The sequence below is a fragment of the Paenibacillus sp. Dod16 genome (assembly GCF_049893405.1).
In the GTDB taxonomy this organism is placed as follows: Bacteria; Bacillota; Bacilli; order Paenibacillales; family Paenibacillaceae; genus Paenibacillus_AQ.
Genome location: NZ_JBNDYG010000006.1, coordinates 1 through 16,135, shown reverse-complemented (window position 1 = coordinate 16,135; position 16,135 = coordinate 1). Strand labels below are relative to the sequence as shown.

The 16,135-nt window shown below is 52.2% G+C and carries 19 protein-coding genes, 1 pseudogene and 1 riboswitch; of the genes and pseudogenes, 3 read left to right on the top strand and 17 right to left on the bottom strand.

The window, feature by feature from the left end; all coding sequences use genetic code 11:
• Window positions 1-3: 3 nt before the first annotated feature.
• The 7 genes from ACPV3A_RS07185 to ACPV3A_RS07155 form a co-directional block, all read right to left on the bottom strand.
• A complete protein-coding gene (locus ACPV3A_RS07185; protein WP_015737373.1) occupies window positions 4-138 on the bottom strand; it encodes a hypothetical protein in 135 nt (44 codons plus the stop codon).
• Window positions 139-161: 23 nt separating this feature from the next.
• Complete coding sequence (locus ACPV3A_RS07180) at window positions 162-596, bottom strand: phage tail assembly chaperone (protein ID WP_071222452.1); 435 nt, start codon at window positions 594-596, stop codon at window positions 162-164.
• 137 nt (window positions 597-733) lie between these two features.
• Window positions 734-1,141, bottom strand: coding sequence for a phage tail tube protein (locus ACPV3A_RS07175; protein WP_006212545.1), 408 nt, complete (start codon window positions 1,139-1,141; stop codon window positions 734-736).
• A gap of 100 nt (window positions 1,142-1,241) precedes the next feature.
• Entirely contained in the window at window positions 1,242-2,708 is a 1,467-nt protein-coding gene (locus ACPV3A_RS07170; protein ID WP_426198588.1) for a phage tail sheath family protein, read from the bottom strand.
• Between the two features lie 2 nt (window positions 2,709-2,710).
• On the bottom strand, window positions 2,711-2,920 hold the full coding sequence (locus tag ACPV3A_RS07165; RefSeq protein ID WP_426198586.1) for a hypothetical protein: 210 nt from the start codon (window positions 2,918-2,920) through the stop codon (window positions 2,711-2,713).
• Window positions 2,921-2,930: 10 nt separating this feature from the next.
• Window positions 2,931-3,770 (bottom strand): hypothetical protein, encoded by an 840-nt coding sequence (locus ACPV3A_RS07160; protein ID WP_426198584.1) that lies wholly within the window; start codon window positions 3,768-3,770, stop codon window positions 2,931-2,933.
• A gap of 463 nt (window positions 3,771-4,233) precedes the next feature.
• Entirely contained in the window at window positions 4,234-4,710 is a 477-nt protein-coding gene (locus ACPV3A_RS07155) for an ArpU family phage packaging/lysis transcriptional regulator (RefSeq protein ID WP_426198582.1), read from the bottom strand.
• 298 nt (window positions 4,711-5,008) lie between these two features.
• Here ACPV3A_RS07155 and ACPV3A_RS07150 point away from each other — a divergent pair, with 298 nt between their 5' ends.
• Together ACPV3A_RS07150 and ACPV3A_RS07145 are read left to right on the top strand one after the other, a co-directional pair.
• Window positions 5,009-5,428: a transcriptional regulator gene (locus ACPV3A_RS07150; protein ID WP_071222446.1), complete on the top strand. Its 420-nt coding sequence runs from the start codon at window positions 5,009-5,011 to the stop codon at window positions 5,426-5,428.
• Between the two features lie 71 nt (window positions 5,429-5,499).
• The gene (locus ACPV3A_RS07145) at window positions 5,500-5,925 is read left to right on the top strand and encodes an ImmA/IrrE family metallo-endopeptidase (protein ID WP_426198580.1); all 426 of its coding nucleotides are present in this window, start codon (window positions 5,500-5,502) and stop codon (window positions 5,923-5,925) included.
• Window positions 5,926-6,110: 185 nt separating this feature from the next.
• Here ACPV3A_RS07145 and ACPV3A_RS07140 read toward each other — a convergent pair whose 3' ends face one another.
• The 9 genes from ACPV3A_RS07140 to ACPV3A_RS07100 form a co-directional block, all read right to left on the bottom strand.
• Complete coding sequence (locus ACPV3A_RS07140) at window positions 6,111-6,842, bottom strand: hypothetical protein (protein ID WP_194544507.1); 732 nt, start codon at window positions 6,840-6,842, stop codon at window positions 6,111-6,113.
• Window positions 6,843-6,948: 106 nt separating this feature from the next.
• Entirely contained in the window at window positions 6,949-7,140 is a 192-nt protein-coding gene (locus ACPV3A_RS07135) for a hypothetical protein (protein WP_426198578.1), read from the bottom strand.
• Window positions 7,141-7,626: 486 nt separating this feature from the next.
• A complete protein-coding gene (locus tag ACPV3A_RS07130; protein ID WP_194544508.1) occupies window positions 7,627-8,406 on the bottom strand; it encodes an AraC family transcriptional regulator in 780 nt (259 codons plus the stop codon).
• A gap of 6 nt (window positions 8,407-8,412) precedes the next feature.
• Window positions 8,413-9,009, bottom strand: a complete 597-nt coding sequence (locus tag ACPV3A_RS07125) for a LysE family translocator (RefSeq protein ID WP_426198575.1) — start codon at window positions 9,007-9,009, stop codon at window positions 8,413-8,415.
• A 137-nt stretch (window positions 9,010-9,146) separates the two neighbouring features.
• Window positions 9,147-9,506, bottom strand: coding sequence for a DMT family transporter (locus ACPV3A_RS07120; protein ID WP_194544510.1), 360 nt, complete (start codon window positions 9,504-9,506; stop codon window positions 9,147-9,149).
• 4 nt (window positions 9,507-9,510) lie between these two features.
• Window positions 9,511-10,080, bottom strand: a complete 570-nt coding sequence (locus tag ACPV3A_RS07115) for a TetR/AcrR family transcriptional regulator (RefSeq protein WP_194544511.1) — start codon at window positions 10,078-10,080, stop codon at window positions 9,511-9,513.
• A gap of 192 nt (window positions 10,081-10,272) precedes the next feature.
• Entirely contained in the window at window positions 10,273-11,079 is an 807-nt protein-coding gene (locus ACPV3A_RS07110; RefSeq protein ID WP_216530785.1) for an energy-coupling factor transporter transmembrane component T family protein, read from the bottom strand.
• Window positions 11,076-12,752, bottom strand: coding sequence for an ABC transporter ATP-binding protein (locus ACPV3A_RS07105; protein WP_426198572.1), 1,677 nt, complete (start codon window positions 12,750-12,752; stop codon window positions 11,076-11,078). The genes ACPV3A_RS07110 and ACPV3A_RS07105 overlap by 4 nt, the downstream gene beginning before the upstream one ends.
• The gene (locus tag ACPV3A_RS07100; protein ID WP_071222437.1) at window positions 12,745-13,374 is read right to left on the bottom strand and encodes an ECF transporter S component; all 630 of its coding nucleotides are present in this window, start codon (window positions 13,372-13,374) and stop codon (window positions 12,745-12,747) included. The genes ACPV3A_RS07105 and ACPV3A_RS07100 overlap by 8 nt, the downstream gene beginning before the upstream one ends.
• A 90-nt stretch (window positions 13,375-13,464) precedes the next feature.
• A riboswitch (TPP riboswitch) is annotated at window positions 13,465-13,577 on the bottom strand.
• Between the two features lie 164 nt (window positions 13,578-13,741).
• On the opposite strand from ACPV3A_RS07100, the gene asd reads away from it, so the two are divergent.
• Window positions 13,742-14,545 (top strand): archaetidylserine decarboxylase, encoded by an 804-nt coding sequence (asd, locus tag ACPV3A_RS07095; protein WP_071222436.1) that lies wholly within the window; start codon window positions 13,742-13,744, stop codon window positions 14,543-14,545.
• 75 nt (window positions 14,546-14,620) lie between these two features.
• On the opposite strand, the pseudogene ACPV3A_RS07090 reads toward asd, so the two are convergent.
• Window positions 14,621-15,467, bottom strand: a pseudogene (locus ACPV3A_RS07090) (SDR family oxidoreductase).
• Window positions 15,468-16,135 lie beyond the last annotated feature (668 nt).

Below are 16,135 nucleotides of genomic sequence, written 5' to 3'. Positions count from 1 at the left end.
TGTTCACTTCAAACTCTGACCGGCCATGCCCTCGATCTCCTCCTGGGAGAAAGCGAGCAGCAGCAGGCGCTCGCCTCGCGGGAGCCGCCAAAAATCTCCGGGACGAAGGTGATGCCGGACCCACAGATGATACAGCATCGTCGTCATTCCCCCGGAGCCGATCAGTTTTTTAGATCAGCAATCTCAACTCCGAAGCCGGACAGCTCCAGCACTTTATCGCCAACGGCATCCAGCTCTCCGGCCAGCAGCATGCGGCGAACTGCCTGCTCTCCGCCCGACAGCTTCAAGCGGCTTGTAATCCGCGGATCGCCCCAGCCGCTAAGCGTCAAACCCTTTACCGACAGACTGCTCGTGGCCTCGGAAATTAGCAATGCATTAAATGTCTCCGTATCCACCTTCTCATCCACCGCACCCTTTATCGTACGGCGAACGGTACAGCGCTCGCGGATGCTGTCGACCTTGCTCGAAGTCAAACCCTGCAGCACCATCTTCATATCCAAACGCTTAATGCGTACCGTTTCCTCTGGCAGCTTCTCGGCTGCCTCAAACAGACTGTCCAAAATTTGCTCTTCGCTCATATTCTCGTGCAAGCTCATGCGTAAATCTCCTTTACTCATAAAATAATAGATCTCATCTTCCTATTTGCAGCGGGCGACGCCCGCCCGAATCAGGCATTCCTTACCGGGCGAACCCCCGCTTTAGGCCGCACTTGACCTTGATAACAAGAAACCTCTTAATCCCCCTGAATCGGGTCCAACAGCTCGTACCCCTCGAAGGTAAATGAAGTTTCCTCCTGCACTTCCTCACCGGCTGTCCAGTTGGCCAGCTGGATTTTGTCCGGCATGCAGCGGATCAGGCGAACGCGCTCATGACCATAGGATTCGGGATCATCCAGCTTGGAGATGATATCGAATTTGGTGAAGCCGCGGGAGATCATATCGGAAGTAACCTTGTAACCAGTCATCGTGCCGGTTCCTTTTTTGCTGCCGTTTTTGTGTACCGTCCAGTCGTTGCCGACCAGCTTCAGCTCGCGCTTCTCCAATTCCACGCTGGCTTCCAGCTTGTTGATGTGCGTCTGCCAAACCCCGTCAATATACGCCTGGCCGTATGTCCCCATAATGACTCTTGAAGCATCCAACATGTTAAATTCCTCCTCGATTTCTTTAAGTTTTTTCTTAAAAAAAGCCCTCTTCGGGCAGTCCGTCTCATCTTAAATACGCTTACGCTGATCGGCGTTCTAGTTATTGCACGTAAAATGTACCGAACAGCTGCTCCATCACATCGGTCAGCTTCACGTTCCACTGCAGGAAGACCTGATCCGCCTCCGGCGTGTTCACGGCGGAATCGCCATAGTACGCTGGATCGAGAATGACGTCATAGCCGTCCGGCTCGATGACATTGCTCAGCGACAACGAAGCGAGATATTCCTTTACGGCACCGATCAGCGCCAGACGGCCTTCCTCCGTATTGTTCACCTTGCCGATGTAGGTCTGCTCCGCTGCCAGCTGCAAATCCGCATGGATCGCGTCCATCACGCGGATGGAACGGATTTTTTTCCAGGCATTGTTCTGGCCTTCCGCCGGATTCACCAACGTGTTGATGCCGCGCAGCGCCTTCACCTGACGTCCGTCGTAAAACAGCACGAACACGCCATTACGTACGGCCTGCTCCTGCTCGGAACGCGTCCAGCGGCGGGTCACATCCTCGAATGGAGTTACCGCGTATGTAGCGGATTGGTTCAAGCGTTGACCGGCAATAAGCCCGGCCACATAAGCAGCCGTCTGGGCAGAACTGTAGTTCACGCCGGACAGACGCACGCCCGTACCTACATTGATAATCCCTTCATGGTTCAATGCAAGCGAACGGGCCGCCGCCAGTTTGGCTGCATCCTTGGAGGTATCGTCCGCCGCGCTTCCGCCGATTACGGCCATCACGCCGCGTCCTTCTTGACGAAGACGCTTCACCCAGGCCGCAAAGCTCTGCAGCAGAGCCATATCCGCAGCATAGTCCAGGGCAAGTACGTTGAATTCCTGGCCTTCGACCGCATCCTGCATTTCGATATAATCTGCATTCGTCAGTCCGCCGTTGCCGCTCTTGCCTCCGGACAACACAGCTCCGTTCACATCGGCAGGAACGCCGGCCGCCTCTAGTGCGGTAGCCGTTACCCAGAGATTCTCATCGTCTTCATTGATCTGCGCCGCAATCGACGCTGCTGTCCCGTCCAGGCTTGTATAAGTGCCAAGCAGTTTGGCGCCTTCATAGAGGCGAAGCTCGCGTGCGGCCGGGTCGATCAGCGACGGCTGCACGGTTACGGAGAAGCCGTTGCCACGACTGCCCGGATATTTGGCCTGCAGCTTCAACACGTCAGAAGGCGTAGCTTCCGCATTTTGCAGCGTTACGCTAGCCGCTGCCGCGGTGTTATCTGCCAGGCGATAAGCCAGCAGTTTCTTCGGCCCGCCAAGCAAGGCCAGATAGAGCGTTTCGTAAGCCGTAGCTCCATCCTGGCTATCCCTTGAGTACAGCTCGGAAATCGCGGACTCGCTGCCGATCTCCACGAACTCCCGCACCGGTCCCCAATTGGCTTTAACGGGTACGACAACCGTACCGCGGGATCCGCCTTGGATAGACGACGCGGCGGCCGCCTTGAAATTCATATACAAACCTGGAAGTACCGGTTTATTTGTGCTTTCCCATGTTCCACCTGCCATGATTAGTCCACCTTCGCTTTCATAAATTGTTGGATTCTTTCTTTGACTTCGGTTACCGTGAACAGCTCTCCGTCTGCCCCATACATGGCACCCGCGAGCACTTCCGCCCGAACCTCAAACAGTTCCTTGGCGTGCGTTTCGAGTTCATCTAGCGCATATCGCGGAGCGCTGATACTGCGAGCTTCTGTCTTGAGTGTTTTTTTTCCAGCCATTGTGACCACCTCACTTTAAAATTGGATGAACATTAATGCGTCTGATCAATGCAGCTTCCTCCGGTGAACGCATCTTCCGCTGCGCCAGAGTCAGCTTCAACTGCCCGTCCAGAATGGGATCGGCCTGCATATCGGAGGAAATCTCCGCAACGGATAAATAGCGGCGATTCTGTGAATCCAGCATCAGCTGGACCTGGGTACCAAGCTCCTCCACCAGCCTTGCAGCCGTAAGCTGCTCGTCCGCGGAATCAAGAGCGGCAATATGCCCGGTAAAGGTTTTGCGAATCTCGAACATCGAAGCTCCCGCCATCTTGGTCTCGCAGCCCGTCATCCGCCATAATACGGCGTGATCATCCCGTCCCGCCGGCCATGCCGTATGATAGATGCGCCATGGATCGCCCAGTACTTCTCCTGTCCAGGCTGTCAATGTATGCAGCCACTCGTCGGGTTGTCCGGTGGAACCGGTCCCGGATGCCTGGGGCACATAGACGCCGAATCGCATGATCCGGATCATTTTGCCTGAAACAGAATCGAACTTGTCGGCTTCCGGCACACCCAAATAATGAAGCTTGAATGCATTCCCATCGGCTCCGATCACCCGCTTGCGATGTAGTCCCGGGATTAGAAGTTCCACCCAGCGATCCAACGGAAGCAATTCGGAACGATCCGCATACAGCTTCAACCGCACCACCTGCCGGTATCCTGCCCATGAAGATTTCCAAACGTCCTCTCCCAGCGTCATGACGCCATAAAAAGGCTCGCTAACCCCATCCGGCGGATGTACGTCATATATTCGGCCTTCAAGCTCGGGAACGATATCTAGGATGGCCTGCTTGACCGCCCCTCTCATTCCGCAGATGGCCGGGTGGCTTCCGGTCGGTTATGGGATAGCCAGCTTCTTGCGGCGCTCACATGCTTGCGCAACACGGCCCCCTCCTTTCCTTCATATATAGAGAATCGAAAATGAAGCAATCGAAGCCTAAGGCCGCAGCAAAAAACCGGTCCTTCATAAGGCCGGCTCACATCTACACTGTGTGTGTTCGGTATGCTCTGTTTAACTTCATTTCCGATAATACAATCTTACACCCCTAAATCGGATGCGCTGACGTCTTATGGGACGGATAATGCGGAACTTAAAGTGGAATGTCGGCGGAAAATAGTACGAACTTATGTTCGTATTTATTGCTGTTTTCCCCATTTCATTTTAGGTTCTGCCTCATGGTGCGGTATCTTCATCTTGAAATAGAAAAAACCGGAGGGCCTCATTGAGGGCCTCCGGTTTAGGCTCGGTTTAATTATCCATCTCGGCATTATCAGTTCATTTTACTCTTTGCGGCCTTCTCCAACTCTTGCAGCTTCAGCAGCCCCCTGTCTGCTAAAGCCAGCGCCAGTTTATAGAAGGCCCGGGTGCGTATCTTGGTATACGTATCCTTGCTGACCGGCGGTTCGAGGATATGGTTGTACACCTTATAATCGAATACGTCGTCTTGCTTCATATAACGTTCCCGAATCAAAGTCTGTTCCCTCTCGCCAAGCCGTTCCACGATTGACTCGATGATCTCGCAATACTGCTTCCTGGCCGCAGGCATATCTACATTATATATGGCAACCGATGCCGTTTGGTCCGAGGTGACGTTGGTCGGTCCATGAAATCGTTCCGTGTAGGATGCAGTGAAGCTCGCCTCCCTGACTTCGAATGTAATGGTTTTATAGATACGATATTTCTCGAATATCGCTTCAACAGCACTTTGGGTCTTTCTGCGATCCAATTCCGGTAAAAATGGATTCATTCGAAAAACACTCCCTTTTTGATTGTCATTGTCGAGGTTTGCTTTGCCATTTGGCAGAAGTTAGTCTCACCTCAAGTGTTCGTATTTTGTTCGTATTTTTCATTAATATACCACTATTTGGAGACCCGCGTAAACCTTCAAAAGGGTGAACTATTCACGAGAATTTGGAGCGTACCTTTCATATTCTTGCCTTTTGGCAATAATACTCTCTTTTATTTTACCTGTTGGCAAAGGTGAGGGATGTGTTTATACTATAAGTAGATGTTTCAGATGGACTATGGTGAGGAGTGGCCGGAACGTGGATCACATATTTGGATCATACTTGAAAGAGATGAGGGAGAACAAAGGCTGGAGCATCAATCAGCTGGCCCAAGCCGCCGATATCAGCGGTTCGCAAATCTCCCGGATCGAGAATGGGCTGAGGGGCATCCCCAAGCCGCAAACACTTCGCAAAATGGCAGAGGCACTGGAAGTTCCCTATGAAGAGCTGATGAATAAAGCAGGTTATCTGCAGCAGGATGCTGCCAAGCACGAGAATATCTCGGCACCCGCTTGGGCAACCTCCAGGGATAAACGGGATTTCAAGAAAATGCTTGAGGATGACGGTGAGCTCATGTTTGACGGCGTCCCGCTGAACGAGGAGGACAAACAGCGCATCAAGGACGTTCTGACCGGACTGTTCTGGGAAGCCAAGCAAATGAACAAACGCAAGAAATAAATCTACATGGATAAGGAGATACATACCGATTACAACGATTCAACCAATCCCAATATTGCAGGTGAACCGGCATGGATGATCATTTACAACCCTTAATCCGTCAGCTGATCAAAAAACATCATACCAACTGCCCTTTTGAAATTGCGACTTCCTTGGGCATACATATTCGATTCGCCGATTTAGGCCAAACGACCAAAGGGCTGTATTTCCGTAAGCTGAGGCGGAGATTCATCGTCATCCACAATCAGCTGCCGTCGCCATGGCAGCGCTTCGTATGCGCGCATGAGCTCGGGCATGACCGGCTCCATAAGGGTATCAACCGCTTTTTTCTGGAGGAGCATTCCTATTTCAGTCCGGGCAAACTGGAGCGGCAAGCGAACCGTTTTGCCATTGCCCTATTGACGGCGGGTTTGGCTCCCGGACCGGGCGAGTCCTTACACGAGTTCTATCTACGAGCTGGCATTCCACAAGAAATGCTATATTTTTTTAGATCATAATCGAACATACGTTCCTTATTTGAGTGGAGGATTCCAGATGGCTAACTCCCTCCTTAGCAAAAAAAAACCGCTCTTGACATGACGTCAAAAGCGGGTTGCTATGGAAGCCGACGCCTCCCTTGGATAAGAGGTTAGCAGCTAAGGACGGCAGCAGGTTCCTTCTATATTCCGTTGTTTTACTCCGTTCAAAGCGGTTCAAAGATGGCTACCTGTCGTTTGCCCACCTTTATATGCTGAATCCTTTGAAACCGGTCATGCTTTAATTTTTGCCCTTTGTCGGATATGACCGCAACCACGGAGCGGCCAGGATCCAGGATGGAATGAATGCCGTTAAAGAAATCCTTCACCGGCTCATCGCTTCCGCCGCCCCAGCTAACCAGGTCACCATAAGGGAGATCGGTCATGACGATATGGGTTCCCTTGCAGGAGGCCAAGCTTTCCTCCGGTTGGGTTATATCAGCTTGAAAACAAGCCGTCTCTTCCACACGCGAGGACCTTAACAGCTCCCTCAATCGGCCAGCGCTTTGCAGCGCATCCTGGTGAGACGGCTTCTGATACAACGCCAATAGTTCTTTCAACTGTTCGGTGCGTAGTTCCAGCCCCTCTTCGCGGAGCAGCGACAGGTTTTTCGCGGCTATTCCGAGCACCTCTGCGTTAATGTCAGAGCCGATCACGCGATGAATGCGCTGCCCGTGCAGCAGCCCAACCACCGTCAACAGATACGCCCCGCCGCAGCAGGGGTCGAACAAGGTATACGGCCCCTGTACCCCTTTTTTCTCCAATAGTTGAAAGCACCGCTGCGCAATCTCGCTGGCTAGTCTGACAGGGAACGAAGTCGTTCCCTGCGCATTATACAGAACCCGGCCGCTGGCGAAATCCTCGTAGCTGCGCTGGGCTGATTCATAGATATATTCCATTCGAATGATTCCTTCCATCCGGCTAAAGCCTAAGTAGTTTCTAATGATTCCACATACAGATTAACATCCCTTGGCCCTATCTCAAAATCCGGTCCCGGCTCCCTGCTCACAGTTTCAACGAACGGTGGCGATACAGTACATCCTGCCTATTCACACCAGAGAGCCGAATGACCAACGGTTTACCTTTCCCTTCGATAAGACCGAATGACGGTTCGGCACGCGTAAAACCGCAATAATGTCGCGGTGGAACCATGATCACAGCTAACAGAAGCTTCAAAACCTCTCTCGATCCAACCATAAAAAGCCCCTGAACACAGGGCTTGTATGCTATAATTTGGGAAGTACAATATATCGGCTAATAAGGGCGGTCGGCTAATCTCCCCGGATGGGAGGTGATGCCATGGAAGTATACCAAACATTGACGCTAATGATTTCGTGGTGGTGTTAATACTTTCGTTCCATAAGAAAAAACGTCTATCGACGTACATTCACAGAAGACAGACCGCGTTTAGAGGACGTTTTTCTTGCGATTATCGAATGAGTTCAGCTTCGCTGAAAACTTATAAATTCTATAATCTTAAAAGAAATAGACCGCCCTTGGTCAGGATCACGGTCTATTTCTGATCAGATTTCCTATAGCCGACCGCTCTTATAGCGGTACGTTGTACGCCGGGATCGTGTTCGCGCACGGTCCCTTTTACATTCTATACACATTATAACGGAGTTTATTCACAAATGCCAAGCCTGGCTTGAAAAATCGCGCGAATGATCGGCACCTGCCGCCTCACTTATCCAGATGGGACATATAATCAAACGCTGTCGTGCCGTACACATTCTTGAAATGCCGGTTCAAGTGGGCGAGATCCGTGAAGCCGCACTGGGTAACGGCCTGGTATACATCCCGGCTGTCCTCGATCAGATGCTTGGCTCGCTCCACTTTGCAGTTCAGATAATACTGATAAGGCGACAGCCCCGTATTTGCTTTGAAGTAACGAATGAATTGATACTTCGACATCCCGAACTCCCCGCTTAATTCGTCGAGACGGAGAACATGATCCAGATGATCCTGCATCATTTCTTTGGCCTTCCGTGTAAACACGCTGTCCTTCCGGCTATCCGGGTTCAGAATACTCTCGTTAAAATGCCCTGCCAGACCCAGCAGCAGCTCGCTGCTTCTTGCCTCCGGCTGACCCGTGAAGATCGACCTCGTCACATCCAGAATGCTCTTCCGCAGCCCGGCGTGATATACAATCGGGGATTGGAACCGGACGATATCCTTTTTCTGAATCAATTCCAGAAATAACTCCGGATGAATATAGATCATCACATAATCGATGCCCGTTCGTTCCTGGGACCAGCCATCATGATTCTGCTCCGGATGGAACAGCATAACCCCGCTTTGGTAAGAAGCCTGCTGACTGCCGTCCAGCGAGTACTTCTGAATGCCGCGCAGCGTGACGCCGAGGGCATACTCCTCGTGATAATGCTTTTTATATTTGAAATCCGTCAGGCTCGCGGACAGCGCCGTAATGCCCACCGCTTTTTTATAGATAAACTGCTCCATCTTCCATCACCCCTTTATGAGCTCCGGTATGCCGGATACGACGATTGCCGAGTACAGCAGAAACAAAGCCAGGATCGTGTTGGTCGTTCTCCGATATTTTTGCATAATTCCTTGAAAAAGGCTACCGCACACGGCCCAGGTCATATACGCGGACAGCCCGATTAACGATACCGCGACAACAAACGCCGAGATGACAGGACCTGCCGTATAATACGGCATGACGTAGCTCGGAATGACCGTCAACGTAAACAATACCACCTTCGGATTGAGAAACTGCATCAGAAAGCCGGACGTGAAGGACGCCGTTTGATTCGTGCCGGACTTGGATACGTCCATGGTATACACCTGATACGTGAGATACAGCATGAACAGGCAGCCTACGATCCGCAAAATTGGCAGTACGATTGGCATGCCTGTAGAGAGCAGCTGGCCCAATACCACGGAAGCAGCAATTAATAAGAAAAAAGCGATAGAGGCTCCGGCAATGTAGCGCAAGGTCTTCTTCATGCCGGAATGCTGAACCGAAGACAAAATGACGATGTTGGATGGCCCCGGCGAGAAAGCCACGATAAAGCAGTAAATAAAAAAAGAAGACAGGTTCATGATGATAGCTCCTAACAAAGGAATTTCCTTTGTCATTATAGAGCTGGAGGCGAAGCGGGGCATAGTACATTATTGCGGCGGAACTAGAGCCGCACGAATACGGCTCTTCCCGCAGATTCCGGTTTCTTCTATCGCCCTTAGTGACCGGACTGGTGCGTCTTCGGTTGTTCCTGCGCATGCGCGCTGCCGGATAGATTCAGCAGAACGACCCCTGCGATGATCAGCAGGATCGAGAACATTTTCAGACCATTAATCTGCTCCGCAAAGAACATATAACCGATTACGGTAATGATCATAATGCCAAGCCCCGACCAGATCGCGTAAGCCACGGATATTTCAATCTGCTTCAAGCTCAGCGTCAGGAAGCTCAAGCTGCAAATATAGAATACCACCAGCAGCACGCTGGGCAGCGGTTTGCTGAACCCCTCCGACAGCTTCATGTTCAGCGTCCCCGCCACTTCAAACAGAATAGCCAAACTTAAATAGAACCAATGCATAATCTCAAGACTCCTCCCGTTTCTCTGCAGCAATCCCGAACAGCAAGATGTCCATAACGGACTGCAGCAGCTCCCCCAGCGGCAATTGATGCTTCACCGTCGCCCTCGAATCGTAAATCTGATGGAGCGATCCGAGATACAGATCGATGAACAGCGGCATATGAATCCGTTTGATGCTTCCCTCGGCCATGCCCCGCTCCATCAGCTCGGTGACAATGCCCCATTCCTCTCGGAAAAAGGTGTCCAGCTTCTCCCATTGCGCATAATGCGTGCGCTTCAGATCCGGCAGCATCCCCAAATCCATCTGCTCCATCTCCTGGGGCAGACAGATTAGAATCTGGTGTATCTTCTCCAGAACGGTAAGCCCCGCATCCGCCGCAATTTCACGTTCGCGCTGCTGGATGTGCCGGATCATCCCGTCAATGATATGTTCAACAATCTCTTCCTTGGATGAGAAGTGCTCATAGATCGTCCGTTTACTAATGGCAAGGACGCGGGCCAGATCACTGACCGTAAACGTAAATCCTTGCCGCTGAATTAAGCGGATCGTTTCATTCAATATTCGCTCGCGCAAGTGAACTAACTCCCCTTCTGGTACCATAAATACTATTCTGGTACCATCAGTATTATAACGCCTCGATCAGCATGAAATCCAGACATGATTTTTTAAATATAACGGGGAAGAAGTTAGCTTAACTTTAAATCTCATAACAAAAAAAGCCCGCTTACGTAACGTAAGCAGACTCTTTTTGCTTTCACCAACCCTTTAATCAAACCGCACGTCGCCAATGCCGAACCATGGAAAATATCCGGATGCGGCATAAGCGAAAGCGGCCGCAACTGCAAGCAATCCGATAACCAGAAGATCATAGCGTGAATAACGCGACGGGTAATAATACGTTCGGGACTTCGCCTGATCGCCGTCGAATTGCTTGGCCTCCATCGCGGCGGCCACCCGATGGGCCCGGCGGATGCTCTGTGCCAGCAGCGGCACTATATACAATCCTGCGCGGTTCACCATGCCGCGAATCCCGCGAATCGGGCGGACTCCTCGTACCTTCAAGGCTTGGCGGCGAATCACATATTCCTCCCATACCATTGGCAGCAGCCGGATTGAAGCCATGAAGCTGTAAGCATACTTGGGCGCCAGCCGCAGCTTCTGCATCAGGCTGTAGAATAAATCCACCGAGGACGTTGTGGTCACGAGCAGCAGCCCCTCCGAGGCAAAGGCAATTCCCTTAAAGCCCAAATGCAGCCCCCGGTAGAAGCTTTCTTCCGATACCCGGAACAACCCCCACTCCCACCAGATCGTCTCTCCCTTACCGAACAGCATCATGGAAGAGGCGGACGATATGAAGGCAAGCAGAAACGGAATGAAGAACAACAGCATTTTCCACGGCTTCACCCCGCTGAGCACCACGAGACAGACCATAAAGATGAACGCCTGATACAAAACAAAATCAAGATCATGGGTTAACACCGTCATGAAAAACAGCGCACAGATCAGACCCAGCTTCACCACCGGATTCGCCCGGTGCAGCCAAGTGATCCGCACGGGATTCCATATGTTCATGCGTTCACCCCCGTGAGGCGATGATCGGCCGCGGCTAAGGTACCTTGAGGGCCTGCAGAGCCGTTTACTCCATTAGCCGTCTGCCCGGATGCAATCCCGCCAGACCAGCGCGGGGAGGGCATGCTCGAGGTCAGCTGTCCCTCCCGTATTTCCCATATATGTGTGGCGACCCGCTGCGCGATCTCCATTTCATGCGTCACCATGAGAATGGCGGTTCCCGCACGACGCAGCTTCTCGCACATCTCCAGAATCGCGAATGTATTCCGCGCATCCTGTCCGAAGGTCGGCTCATCCAGAAGCAGGACGGACGGCTGTCTTGCCATGGCCGTAGCCACGCTCAAGCGGCGCTTTTGGCCTGTCGACAGCTGGTACGGATGCCTGGCCTCCAAGCCATTCAATCCAAAACGTTCAAGACAGCGCTCGGCCTGCGCCTTCGCTTCCTCCGGCGGCACATGATCCACCAGCAGCGAGTAAACCACCTCATCGCCGATGCGCTCCGTCAGGAATTGAAGCTCCGGATTCTGAAACACGAATCCGATTTGGCGCAGCTGCTGCTCTCTCTTCTTCCGCACCTTCCTGCGTTTGCCCTGAATGACCTCTTCCCCGCAGAGCATATAGGTCCCTTCGGCGCGAAGCAGCCCCATCAAACTGAGCAGCAGCGAGCTTTTGCCTGCTCCGTTCGGCCCTACCACCGCAATGAATTGTCCCGGAAACACCTCGGCCGAAGGGAGAGTGATGACCGGTTTATCCCATCTCATTCCCCTGAAATTCGCCAGTTGAATGACAGACTCCCCACGTTGAGCATACGGCGGAGCAGCCTCATGCAGGAGATTACCCCGCTCATCGCCAAGCGCATCGACCGGAGCAAACAACTCTCTGCCCGCCCGGGTCTGCGCATAATCTTCCCATACGCCGGGATACCAGATTCCATAGGCTTGGAGTTCCCGCTCGAATTCTGCGAATATCGCTGCCGGAGGACCTTCGCCCAGAATCACGCCATCCGGGCTGAACAGCACGACACGATCCACGTATCTGGCCATTTCTTCGATCCGGTGCTCCACGATGATCAGTGTTCGCCCTTCCGATACGGCCTTCACCGCCGACCAGATTTGCTCCCTTCCTTCCGGGTCGAGCAAGGCAGATGGCTCGTCAAGGAACAGCACCTCCGGCTCCAGCAGCAGAGCCGAAGCCAGCGCTAACCTTTGCTTCATGCCTTGGGACAAATGCCCGATCGGCATATGAAGCTCCTCAAGATCAAGCCCCACCTCGCGGAGCGCCGCTTGCATCCGCTCCTTCATCTCATGGCGGGGGACACTTAGATTTTCCAGTACGAAAGCCAGCTCTTCATCCACGTACGGCATGCAGAACTGGGTATCCGGATCTTGGAATACATACCCCCAAGAGCGCGGAACCAGCTGCGACTCGCATTTCATCGGCACCTCCGTTGCGCGGGGAATCATCCCGCTAAGCACCTGCAGCAGCGTGGATTTGCCGCAGCCGCTCGGACCGAGCAGCAGCACCTTCTCCCCGCGGACAGCCGAGAAGGAGAGGTCTTTGAACATCAGTCGCTCCTCGCCCGGATACTTCAGACGCAATCCCTCCACATACACGGCCGGTTCCGAAACCATCTCAGCGGACTGAGCCGGAACCAGGCTAACCGTGGCATTAGACATGGCGCGGATCATCCAGTGCTTCGTAATCCTTCTTCGACGCAGGACGCAGCAGGGATGTGACGCCCGTGCGGTCCAAGGCTTTGGCCAGCAAGAGCATGAGCAGGCCTGCAATGACGGCACCGCTGAGTACCCGCATACCGTATTTGGCCAGGAACATCCACGTCTGCAGGTCATCGGTATAGCTGTAATAGAAGTCCATGATCATCGATCCGATGGCTGCGCCTGCTCCGGCAATCGCCAGCGTCCACGCCGAGGTGCTCCGATAACGGAACGCCGCGAATACCAATTCTGCCCCAAGTCCTTGAATGAGGCCATACAGCAGCAGAGTCAATCCCCAGCCGCTGCCAAACAGCACTTCCACGTGGGCAGCCGCCACTTCCGCAATGATGGCCACTCCCGGCTTACGGATTAGCAAGTAAGCAAGCGTGGCTGCAGCGAACCACATTCCGTATAACAACTCATCCGCTTCAAAGAACAGCGGTTTTAACAGATTGTAAACCGAACCCCAGAAGTGATAAATGACGCCAAGCACCAGCGATACCAACACCGTCACCAAAATATCGCTTAACCGCAGCCCTTTTCGGGGCTGAACCCCCAACTTCTCTTGCATAGATGTTCCCATAACCACACATTCCCCTCTCCACCTCTATTTTTGTATAAACACAACAAAAAACCGTCTGGAAAACGCGCAGACGGAAAAATAGGCCCTATGTAGGCAGGGTCGGATATTCTCTACGCTGGCATTACCCAGTTCAGATTAACGGTCAACAGCGGATAGCAGCTGCAATCTCAGCCTGATTCACTCAAGCCCCCGTATTCCCTATTCGGTTTCATGTTAATCTTAAAATACACATTCGTTCTCCAATTAGCAAGAACCTTTTTTCAAAAATGGCTATTTATTGATTTCCAGCTCATTCTATGTCAATATCAGAGTGATTGGCTTTTCCACCAACGTTTATTGCTGACACCTATGCACAAAGGAGAATGACATGGCTAAACAATTGCTGCGTCTGATGACTGAGCTGTCCTCCCGCAAGTGGCTGTCCCGAATCATGGGGCATTGTTCCCACAGCCGGCTGAGCCGTCATCTAATACCTGCATTCATACGAATTTATCAAATCCCGGCGCATGAAGCGGAGAAAGAAATCCACGAATACCGCTCACTGAACGAATTCTTTTCCCGCCGGTTAAAAATAGGCCTGCGCGCCATAGACGACACCGCCGATGCCATGGTAAGCCCCGTCGATGCCACGATTTCGGCGATGTGCGCCGTTAATGCCGGCACCATTCTGAGCGTCAAGGGACAGGATTATACCCTGAGCGAGCTGCTCGCCAAATCACCGAGAATGGAAAACTACATCAACGGTTATGCATTTGTATTGTATTTAAGCCCAACCGACTATCATCGCATTCATTCCCCGGTAACCGGTGTTCAGGCGGAAAGCGAGCATCTAAAGGGACGCGTTTACCCCGTGAACGATTTTGCGATGACCCATATCCGGCACGTGCTCAGCCGTAATGAGCGCCTCATTACCTATATTGCGCATGAGTTCGGCGAAGTTGCCGTCGTGAAGGTCGGAGCCATGAACGTGAGCAGCATCCGTTATGCTGACGAGAACGTGAAGAAATACGAGATCGGCGATGAACTCGCGTACTTTGAATTCGGCTCTACCGTCGTGCTTCTGACAGAGAACGGCACGTTTACTCCGCGCGGTGACCTGGAACCCGGCTCCAAGGTGAAGATGGGAGAGCTGCTTGGTTTGCTACACCCGTCCCCAACCAGAAAAGGGTAACGCCATTCACCTTACCAAGCTTCACCAAGCATCGCATGACAAGTTAAGGCCATGAATCATTCGCTGCATGAATGATTAACGCCTGTCCAGCATCCGATAAACGATCCGCTGAAACAGCCGATCCGGCAGCACGCCCTTGATCCATGCGGTCAGCCGCGTACCTCGGGGCAGCGTATAGCGGAACCTCGGTTTGGACATGGACGCAATGTTTGCCACAAGCCTGGCTACCTCCTGCGGATCCCCGCTTCCCCTGGCTGTCCGCTCGGAATAGTCCAGCACGCCCTTCAGCAGACCGCTGTAGGGTGATCCTTCCTTTACCGTAAGCTCCCCAAAACTTTTATTCCAGATCGGCGTGCCATAGGCACCGGGCTGGATCAGTACGACATCGATGCCAAAGGGCATCAACTCCATGGACAGGCTCTCACCAAACCCCTCCAGCGCAAATTTGGATGCCGCATAGGGACCAAAAGCCGACCACGCCGCTAATGCTGCTCATGAGAATGATTTTGGATCGTCCGGTCTTGCGCAGCAGCGGGAGCATATGCTGCGTTACCGATACGGTCCCGAATAAATTCGTCTCCAACTGCTTGCGCCAGACGCTGAGCGGTACTTCCTCCACCATGCCGCCTACCGCTTCGCCGGCGTTGTTCACCAGCACGTCCAATCGGCCGAACTTCTGCTCTAACTCCCAAGCAGCAGCCTTGACTTGTTCCTCCAAGCATATATCCAGCTGGAATACGTGAATGCGCTCGACAACGTCTGCTTGTTCGGCTCGGGTCATCAGCTCTGCAGCCGCCTCCGGCCTGCGCAGACCCGCTGCCACGTCATAGCCCGCTTTTGCCAACTCCAAGCTGATGAGCAGTCCGAACCCGCTCGACGCGCCCGTGATCAGCGCAACCTTTCCTGCTCCCGCCGTTACCACCGGATCACCGCTTGCTCCGCCAATGCCGCTCTCTCCGTCACACCCGTCACCCTTCCGTTATCCGAACTGCCTGTCCGGTCTCTTAAAACCCTGCGTTTAGCGCTTTATACATATCCCTAATATAACAAATTTTCGCAATGCCAACAGAGTCCCTATCCGTATATGCACCCTTTTACAACGTAATCAGACAGACTCCCTATTCCCATGTGCATCCATAAAATAGAACCACACAAAGTGGAGCCTATGCTCCGATGCTTATTCCAAATACTTTGCGGGGACCCCAATACAAAATGCCCCACAAAGTGGAGCCTATGCTCCGATTGCTTATTCCAAATACTTTGCGGGGACCCCAAAAACAAAATGCCCCACAAAGTGGAGCCTATGCTCCGATGCTTATTCCAAATACTTTGCGGGGACCCCAAAACATATCAAAAAAAGGGAGCCATTTATTTTATTGAAAGTTGGGGGAAGTTCATTAAAGCTAACAATAATAAGTGATTGTATATAATGTTAAACATTTTATTAGCTAAATAAAAATGGATAGAGGTTTCAGAAAAAATCTGAATCTCTATCCTTTTCTTTAAACATTTTATTAGCTAAATAAAAATGGATAGAGGTTTCAGAAAAAATCTGAATCTCTATCCTTTTCTTTTTGTTATTTACAACAA

Bases quoted from the DNA above. Each gene is read 5' to 3' on its own strand.
- ACPV3A_RS07105 (WP_426198572.1), bottom strand. From the start codon at position 12,752: ATGTCTAATGCCACGGTTAGCCTGGTTCCGGCTCAGTCCGCTGAGATG.
- ACPV3A_RS07180 (WP_071222452.1), bottom strand. From the start codon at position 596: ATGAGCTTGCACGAGAATATGAGCGAAGAGCAAATTTTGGACAGTCTG.
- ACPV3A_RS07155 (WP_426198582.1), bottom strand. From the start codon at position 4,710: ATGAATCCATTTTTACCGGAATTGGATCGCAGAAAGACCCAAAGTGCT.
- asd (WP_071222436.1), top strand. From the start codon at position 13,742: ATGGCTAAACAATTGCTGCGTCTGATGACTGAGCTGTCCTCCCGCAAG.
- ACPV3A_RS07175 (WP_006212545.1), bottom strand. From the start codon at position 1,141: ATGTTGGATGCTTCAAGAGTCATTATGGGGACATACGGCCAGGCGTAT.
- ACPV3A_RS07110 (WP_216530785.1), bottom strand. From the start codon at position 11,079: ATGAACATATGGAATCCCGTGCGGATCACTTGGCTGCACCGGGCGAAT.
- ACPV3A_RS07145 (WP_426198580.1), top strand. From the start codon at position 5,500: ATGGATGATCATTTACAACCCTTAATCCGTCAGCTGATCAAAAAACAT.
- ACPV3A_RS07135 (WP_426198578.1), bottom strand. From the start codon at position 7,140: ATGGTTGGATCGAGAGAGGTTTTGAAGCTTCTGTTAGCTGTGATCATG.
- ACPV3A_RS07185 (WP_015737373.1), bottom strand. From the start codon at position 138: ATGCTGTATCATCTGTGGGTCCGGCATCACCTTCGTCCCGGAGATTTT.
- ACPV3A_RS07140 (WP_194544507.1), bottom strand. From the start codon at position 6,842: ATGGAATATATCTATGAATCAGCCCAGCGCAGCTACGAGGATTTCGCC.
- ACPV3A_RS07130 (WP_194544508.1), bottom strand. From the start codon at position 8,406: ATGGAGCAGTTTATCTATAAAAAAGCGGTGGGCATTACGGCGCTGTCC.
- ACPV3A_RS07170 (WP_426198588.1), bottom strand. From the start codon at position 2,708: ATGGCAGGTGGAACATGGGAAAGCACAAATAAACCGGTACTTCCAGGT.
- ACPV3A_RS07120 (WP_194544510.1), bottom strand. From the start codon at position 9,506: ATGCATTGGTTCTATTTAAGTTTGGCTATTCTGTTTGAAGTGGCGGGG.
- ACPV3A_RS07100 (WP_071222437.1), bottom strand. From the start codon at position 13,374: ATGGGAACATCTATGCAAGAGAAGTTGGGGGTTCAGCCCCGAAAAGGG.
- ACPV3A_RS07165 (WP_426198586.1), bottom strand. From the start codon at position 2,920: ATGGCTGGAAAAAAAACACTCAAGACAGAAGCTCGCAGTATCAGCGCT.
- ACPV3A_RS07125 (WP_426198575.1), bottom strand. From the start codon at position 9,009: ATGAACCTGTCTTCTTTTTTTATTTACTGCTTTATCGTGGCTTTCTCG.
- ACPV3A_RS07160 (WP_426198584.1), bottom strand. From the start codon at position 3,770: ATGAGAGGGGCGGTCAAGCAGGCCATCCTAGATATCGTTCCCGAGCTT.